Origin of the sequence: Bacillus sp. C30 (assembly GCF_040838255.1) — a bacterium.
Classification (GTDB): Bacteria; Bacillota; Bacilli; order Bacillales; family Bacillaceae_G; genus Bacillus_A; species Bacillus_A mycoides.
Genome location: NZ_JBFPJH010000216.1, coordinates 1 through 5613, shown reverse-complemented (window position 1 = coordinate 5613; position 5613 = coordinate 1). Strand labels below are relative to the sequence as shown.

Here is a 5613-nt window from a genome sequence, read left to right as displayed (position 1 = left end):
TAGGAATCATCCTTTTTACATAGATTATACCCTAGATTTTAGACAGGTTCTAAAATTCCCTCCCAGATAAGAACCCCAAACACATCCCTTATTTCTCAATAGGAAAATGAACCATAATTCTCATTTACTCTTACGAAGTATGATATACTATGTATTGACTCATGGAAATTTTTCCCTATATAAGCTAGGGTAAATGTTATAGGTGTGCGGTCTCACATCTATAACACCGTGGGTCTTTTTTTAAATTCTTTTTTATTAACTCAGTTTATCATAAGATTTAGAATGTTCATTCCAATTATAGTCAAATCATGTTGAGAAAGTTTTTTTAGAAAAGTACATTTTCTTACTAAGAATATTTTACCACTTTAAGAACACTTGTTCTAATTGTTTTTGTCAGAAAACCAAAAAAGTAAGCCATTTAAATATTTAAGCCAAATTTTTTGGTATATATAGTCTAAAAATAATGCCTTATTTATAATAAAGGCATGAATACATTTGGAGAAAATTTAAAAAAGTTTAGAAACAATCGTTCTTTAACACAAGCTGAATTTGGCAATAAAGTTCAATTGAGTCGAAGTCAAATCAGTAATCTAGAAACAAATTTTAATGAACCCGACCTGGAATCATTAGATCGTATCGCGTCATTCTTTGATATCTCTATCGATACACTAATGGGTCGAAAATTCACGACAAGTGAAAAGCAATTAGAAGATGTTCTCGATGAGATTCAAACGGTTTTCGCAGGCCTGGATGAATCCCAACGAGAACAGTTCTGTAAACAACTCAAATTTTACACACAGTTTTTAAACGAAAAAAAAGAGTTGTTATGATTTGATTTTAGAAGAAATCATTTCCAATCGCAACAGTAAAAAATAGCATATTTTTGCCAACTAAAAAAAGAGAGCATTACGCTCTCTTTTTTATATTCCCGTTCCAGGGGCTTTCATGTATCCTCCGCCTACACCAGGATCATACATACCCATTCCACCACCGGGGTCTTTGGTATGTCCTCCGCTCGGATTCGGATCATACTCCAATTGATCTCCACCTAGACCGCCTGAATCAAAGTTATCTCTTCTCATTTTCTCAAACCTCCTGGTTCTTTTCGCCATCCACCACCCGGATCAGTTGTATATCCTCCACCAGGTCCTGGGTCGAAAATCCCTATACCTGTCCCTGGATTAGAAATCATCTTTGAACCACCTGGATCTTTTATGTAACTTATCATCTCGTTATCCCCCTTTTCTTATATACCTGTCCCTGGGCCAGAAATTGTTTTCCAACCCGTCCCAGGGTCTTCGTTGTATTTACAACCGCCACCGCCTGGTTCATTGTGCCAACCTACACCAGGATCAGTAACTTTATGACCACCAGGTTCTTTTGTGAACTCTCCCATTTTTTATCCCCCTTTCTTTTTGTATATAAATATTGTAGCTCACTTGTTCTATATCTGTAAATTTCCTTTTACAGAAATTAGGCTTACATGCTATCATTTCTTATACCACTACCACATATCACAGCTTGTATCTAGAAAACGATTATGACGAGGTGAAAATCATGGCATACTTTCGTAAACGTGGTGAGAAGTGGTCTTTTACTATGGATGTTGGCAAAGACCCGCTCACAGGTAAACGGAAACAAATCACTAAAGGTGGTTTTAAAACAAAGAAAGCTGCTCAAGAAGAAGTAGCTAGAGTAACAAATGATTTAGCAAATGGAGATTATGAGAATAGTGATATTCGCTTTTCTCAACTCGTAGAAATCTGGATGCAAGAAAAAGAATCATCATGTAGACCGTCAACATTGTATCAATACAAACGTATTCTACGCTCACGTGTCATGCCTGAATTTGCCGACAAGAGGTTATCTGATATAAAACCTTTAACAGTGCATAATTTCCACCAGAAGCTGCTTAAAGAAGGTCTAACCACAAAATACATTTCATCCGTTGATGTTATGCTAAAGCAAATCCTTGATAAAGGTGTAGAGTTAGAAATGATTAACTCTAATCCTGCTAAGAAAGCAAAGCGGCCAAAAGTTAAAAAGAAAGCACAAGCTAGTTGGACAGTTGAAGAAGCAATGAAATTTATGGAGTATGCAAAAATACAAGGAAGCTACTATATTACATTTATTTTAGCGTTGCATACAGGCATGCGTATCGGCGAAGTATTGGCTCTACAGTGGGATGATGTTAATTTCGAAACCAAGACTATTCATGTACAAAGAACGTTAACGCTTGTGGATGGTAAGTATGAATTAGGTGAAACAAAAACTGAAGCGTCTAATCGCATGATCCCAATGACAGAAGAATTAATGGAAGAGTTGTTAGAATATCGAAATCACAAAAAGGAGAATTCTTTCGACCTATTAATTTGCACAAGAAATAAAAAAATCGTGCATCCATATACGATACGCTACCAAATGAAAGCTTTGTGCGAAGCAATTGGCGTACCGTATATTAGATTCCACGATATCCGAAGAACTTTTACAACTATTTTAATCGATTCTGGCGCAAATGCAAAGGTTGTTTCGAAATTACTTGGTCATACAAATGTTTCTACAACTTTAAATATTTATACTGATGTTTATGAAGAACGTCAAATTGAGGTAACTGAAATGCTAGGAAATGTTTTAAAAAGTGGTCGAAGTGGTCAAAAAGTGGTCGGTGATGAAACTAAAGAGGGTTAAACCCCATGGTACAAGTGATATAATGCATTTATAGTGTAAGTTTTTTCTTTACACTATAATGAAGTCATCATAGGAAATAATATATAGACTATCACGTTTTCCAAAAAGATGCTACATCGAAAGGAGAGATTACCATAAAATCCAGTGGTATTGTTGTTGAATATAACCCTTTTCATAACGGTCATGCTTATCATGTGCAACAAACAAAAAAGTTAACACAGTCTGATATTATTATCGCCGTTATGAGTGGTCCTTTTTTGCAGCGTGGTGAGCCCGCACTCATCTCCAAATGGTATCGTACCAAAATGGCCCTAACAAACGGCGTAGACCTCGTTGTAGAGCTTCCTTATGCATTCGCAACACAAAAGGCCGAAACTTTCGCAAATGGCGCAATTTCGATTTTAAACGCCCTTGGTGTTTCTGAAATTTGTTTCGGTAGTGAAGATGGACAAGCTGAAAATTTCTACAATACCATCGCTATACAAAAAAATGAAGAAGAGACTTTTAATCGTCTTGTGAAGCAATTTATGAATGCAGGTAATAGTTATGCAAAAGCTACATCTGAAGCCTTTCTACACATCTTACCACCCGAAAAAAACGTAGATATGTCACAACCAAATAACATTTTAGGCTTACAGTACATTAAAGGAATTCTCTTACAAAACAGTTCGATGCAAGCACAAACTATAAAAAGATTCGCCTCTCATTATCATGATGAAACATTTCACGATCAACATATTGCAAGTGCAACAAGTATTCGCAAACAGCTATTTAATGAAAACAGTTCCTCTACAACTATTGAGCCTTTTATCCCGAAAATGACTGCTTCTCTTTTAGAAAACTACAAGCAAAACTACGGGACGTTACATAACTGGGAAAAATACTTTTCATTTTTTAAATACAAACTTATGACGATGTCTTCAGAGGACTTACAACATATATATGAAATGGAAGAAGGTTTAGAGCATCGTATTTTATCAAAAATACAAAACAGTTCATCTTTCTATTCATTCATGGAAGCATTAAAAACAAAACGTTATACATGGACTAGATTGCAAAGAGCTTGTACACATATTTTAACAAATACAACGAAGGAAGAAATACACAAAGCAAATATAGAGCAACATGCGCCGTATATCCGTCTTCTCGGAATGTCACAAAAAGGACAAACTTATCTTTCTAGAAATAAGAAAAAAATAGAACTCCCAATCCTTACTCATACAAAAACATTCGAACATCCAACTTTAGACATAGAACGAAAATCAAATGCTGTATATTTCTCCATAATGCAAGAACCTTTGCGGACACAACTGCTAAAACAAGACGCAACGCATCATCCAATTCGTTATGATGAAATAACGAAAAAATTCCTATAAGAAAAACCTCTCTTCTTCAGAGAGGTTTACTTTATTTTACCCATTTTTTCCAAATACGTTAATGCATCATCCAGTGTGTCCACCGGTACAATTTTCATCTTCGTTTTAATATCTTTCGCAGCTTCAAGAGCATCTTTATAATTCGATTTCTCTACACCTTTTTCATTTGGCGCAAAAAACACTTCAGCTCCCGCATCACTAGCAGCTACTACTTTTTGCTGAATACCACCAATTGGACCAATTTCTCCTTTATCATTGATTGTACCTGTTCCAGCTATTTCATGTCCGTTTGTTAAATCTTCTTCAACGAGCTGATTATAAATTTCTAGTGTAAACATTAACCCCGCTGATGGACCGCCGATTTCATGGGAATCAATTTTCACTTTCGGATCTACTACTAACTCTCTTTCCGTAACGATAGAGACCCCTATACCGACGCGTCCATTCCCATTAGGGATCGTCTTTACATTTAAATTTTCTTTAAACTGTTTTCCGCCCCGCTTGTATTCAATATTTACTGTGTCCCCTTCTTTTTTCCCTGTCATATACTCAATAAATTGTTCCGTCTTGTCGAATATTTTTCCATCGACAGCTATAATAACATCTCCAAGCTTAAGCTTTCCCTCTGACGGCATACCCTTTGCTACACCAGCAACTAGTACACCTTTATTTTCAAAAGAAACAGAGCGATTTGCACGTTTATAAGCATTATAGATTGCTGCATTTTGCGAATCTTTCATTGCATAATTTTGGCGAAATTGATATTCTTCATCACTCTCGCCTTTTTGCAATATTTCTTCCGCCTTCGAAACGTGTGTATATTTATTAAATTGCGCGGCTATTAAGTTCACCACATTAGCAGGTCCCATTGAGACAGTGACAAGCATGAAATCACCAGACTCTTTAGTTCCACCGTCAACTTGCACGTACGGCGCTAATTTCGCGGCCATACCTGGTTTTGTCACATAATACGGCAAGCGCACATAAACAAGTAGCATCGCCAATATAACCCCTATTAAAATTGCATATATAAACCGAAAACGCTTAAACATTATGTTTCTCCTTCCACTGCTCAATTAGTAAATAAATGTTTGAAATATGTTTTTCCGCTTCCACTTCTCCGACCCTAATAATGTCTTCAATATGTGTAAAAGCACGCGAACTAAATTGTTCCACTGCTGGCCGCATCATTAAATCTGATGCTATTTGCCGATTCATCACAAGTTCATGTTGCATAATTTCAATACTTTGCATAATTACATCATAAATCGATGTAACCTCTCCATTCACCTTAATTGGAGATACATCAACAGCAATAACAATATCAGCACCTAAATCTTTTACAACCGATACGGGAATACGGTCAATTACCCCTCCATCCACTAATAAGCGGCCATCTATTTTTTCTGGAACAAACACCCCTGGTACAGATATACTAGCTCGAACCGCCTCCGCAATCGGACCACTTGTAAAAACAACTTTCTCCCCCTTCAAAATGTCAGTAGCCACAACAGCTGTCGGGATATCTAACTCTTCTAAATTTTTATTA

Annotated in this window: 8 protein-coding genes; 3 read left to right on the top strand and 5 right to left on the bottom strand. The window is 36.3% G+C overall.

The window, feature by feature from the left end:
- Positions 1 to 485: 485 nt before the first annotated feature.
- Positions 486 to 830: a helix-turn-helix domain-containing protein gene (locus AB3X49_RS16710; protein WP_367963471.1), complete on the top strand. Its 345-nt coding sequence runs from the start codon at positions 486 to 488 to the stop codon at positions 828 to 830.
- Positions 831 to 920: 90 nt separating this feature from the next.
- On the opposite strand, the gene AB3X49_RS16705 is transcribed toward AB3X49_RS16710, so the two are convergent.
- Genes AB3X49_RS16705 through AB3X49_RS16695 form a run of 3 tightly spaced genes read right to left on the bottom strand, consistent with a single transcriptional unit; the run spans position 921 to position 1396 of the window.
- Positions 921 to 1082: a hypothetical protein gene (locus tag AB3X49_RS16705; protein ID WP_367963469.1), complete on the bottom strand. Its 162-nt coding sequence runs from the start codon at positions 1080 to 1082 to the stop codon at positions 921 to 923.
- On the bottom strand, positions 1079 to 1228 hold the full coding sequence (locus tag AB3X49_RS16700) for a hypothetical protein (RefSeq protein WP_367963467.1): 150 nt from the start codon (positions 1226 to 1228) through the stop codon (positions 1079 to 1081). Before AB3X49_RS16700 ends, AB3X49_RS16705 begins: the two co-directional genes overlap by 4 nt.
- 18 nt (positions 1229 to 1246) lie before the next feature.
- Complete coding sequence (locus AB3X49_RS16695; protein ID WP_367963465.1) at positions 1247 to 1396, bottom strand: hypothetical protein; 150 nt, start codon at positions 1394 to 1396, stop codon at positions 1247 to 1249.
- A gap of 161 nt (positions 1397 to 1557) precedes the next feature.
- Here AB3X49_RS16695 and AB3X49_RS16690 point away from each other — a divergent pair, with 161 nt between their 5' ends.
- Positions 1558 to 2688 (top strand): site-specific integrase, encoded by a 1131-nt coding sequence (locus tag AB3X49_RS16690; RefSeq protein ID WP_367963462.1) that lies wholly within the window; start codon positions 1558 to 1560, stop codon positions 2686 to 2688.
- A 134-nt stretch (positions 2689 to 2822) separates the two neighbouring features.
- Positions 2823 to 4064, top strand: a complete 1242-nt coding sequence (locus AB3X49_RS16685) for a nucleotidyltransferase (protein ID WP_367963474.1) — start codon at positions 2823 to 2825, stop codon at positions 4062 to 4064.
- A gap of 26 nt (positions 4065 to 4090) precedes the next feature.
- Here the strand turns inward: AB3X49_RS16685 and AB3X49_RS16680 are convergent, their stop codons facing one another.
- Together AB3X49_RS16680 and AB3X49_RS16675 are read right to left on the bottom strand one after the other, a co-directional pair.
- Positions 4091 to 5116: a SepM family pheromone-processing serine protease gene (locus AB3X49_RS16680; protein WP_016096201.1), complete on the bottom strand. Its 1026-nt coding sequence runs from the start codon at positions 5114 to 5116 to the stop codon at positions 4091 to 4093.
- On the bottom strand, positions 5109 to 5613 hold a 505-nt coding region (locus AB3X49_RS16675; RefSeq protein ID WP_367963459.1), incomplete at its 5' end, for a patatin-like phospholipase family protein. The genes AB3X49_RS16675 and AB3X49_RS16680, both read right to left, overlap by 8 nt.

Bases quoted from the DNA above. Each gene is read 5' to 3' on its own strand.
- AB3X49_RS16710 (WP_367963471.1), top strand. From the start codon at position 486: ATGAATACATTTGGAGAAAATTTAAAAAAGTTTAGAAACAATCGTTCT.
- AB3X49_RS16705 (WP_367963469.1), bottom strand. From the start codon at position 1,082: ATGAGAAGAGATAACTTTGATTCAGGCGGTCTAGGTGGAGATCAATTG.
- AB3X49_RS16700 (WP_367963467.1), bottom strand. From the start codon at position 1,228: ATGATAAGTTACATAAAAGATCCAGGTGGTTCAAAGATGATTTCTAAT.
- AB3X49_RS16695 (WP_367963465.1), bottom strand. From the start codon at position 1,396: ATGGGAGAGTTCACAAAAGAACCTGGTGGTCATAAAGTTACTGATCCT.
- AB3X49_RS16690 (WP_367963462.1), top strand. From the start codon at position 1,558: ATGGCATACTTTCGTAAACGTGGTGAGAAGTGGTCTTTTACTATGGAT.
- AB3X49_RS16680 (WP_016096201.1), bottom strand. From the start codon at position 5,116: ATGTTTAAGCGTTTTCGGTTTATATATGCAATTTTAATAGGGGTTATA.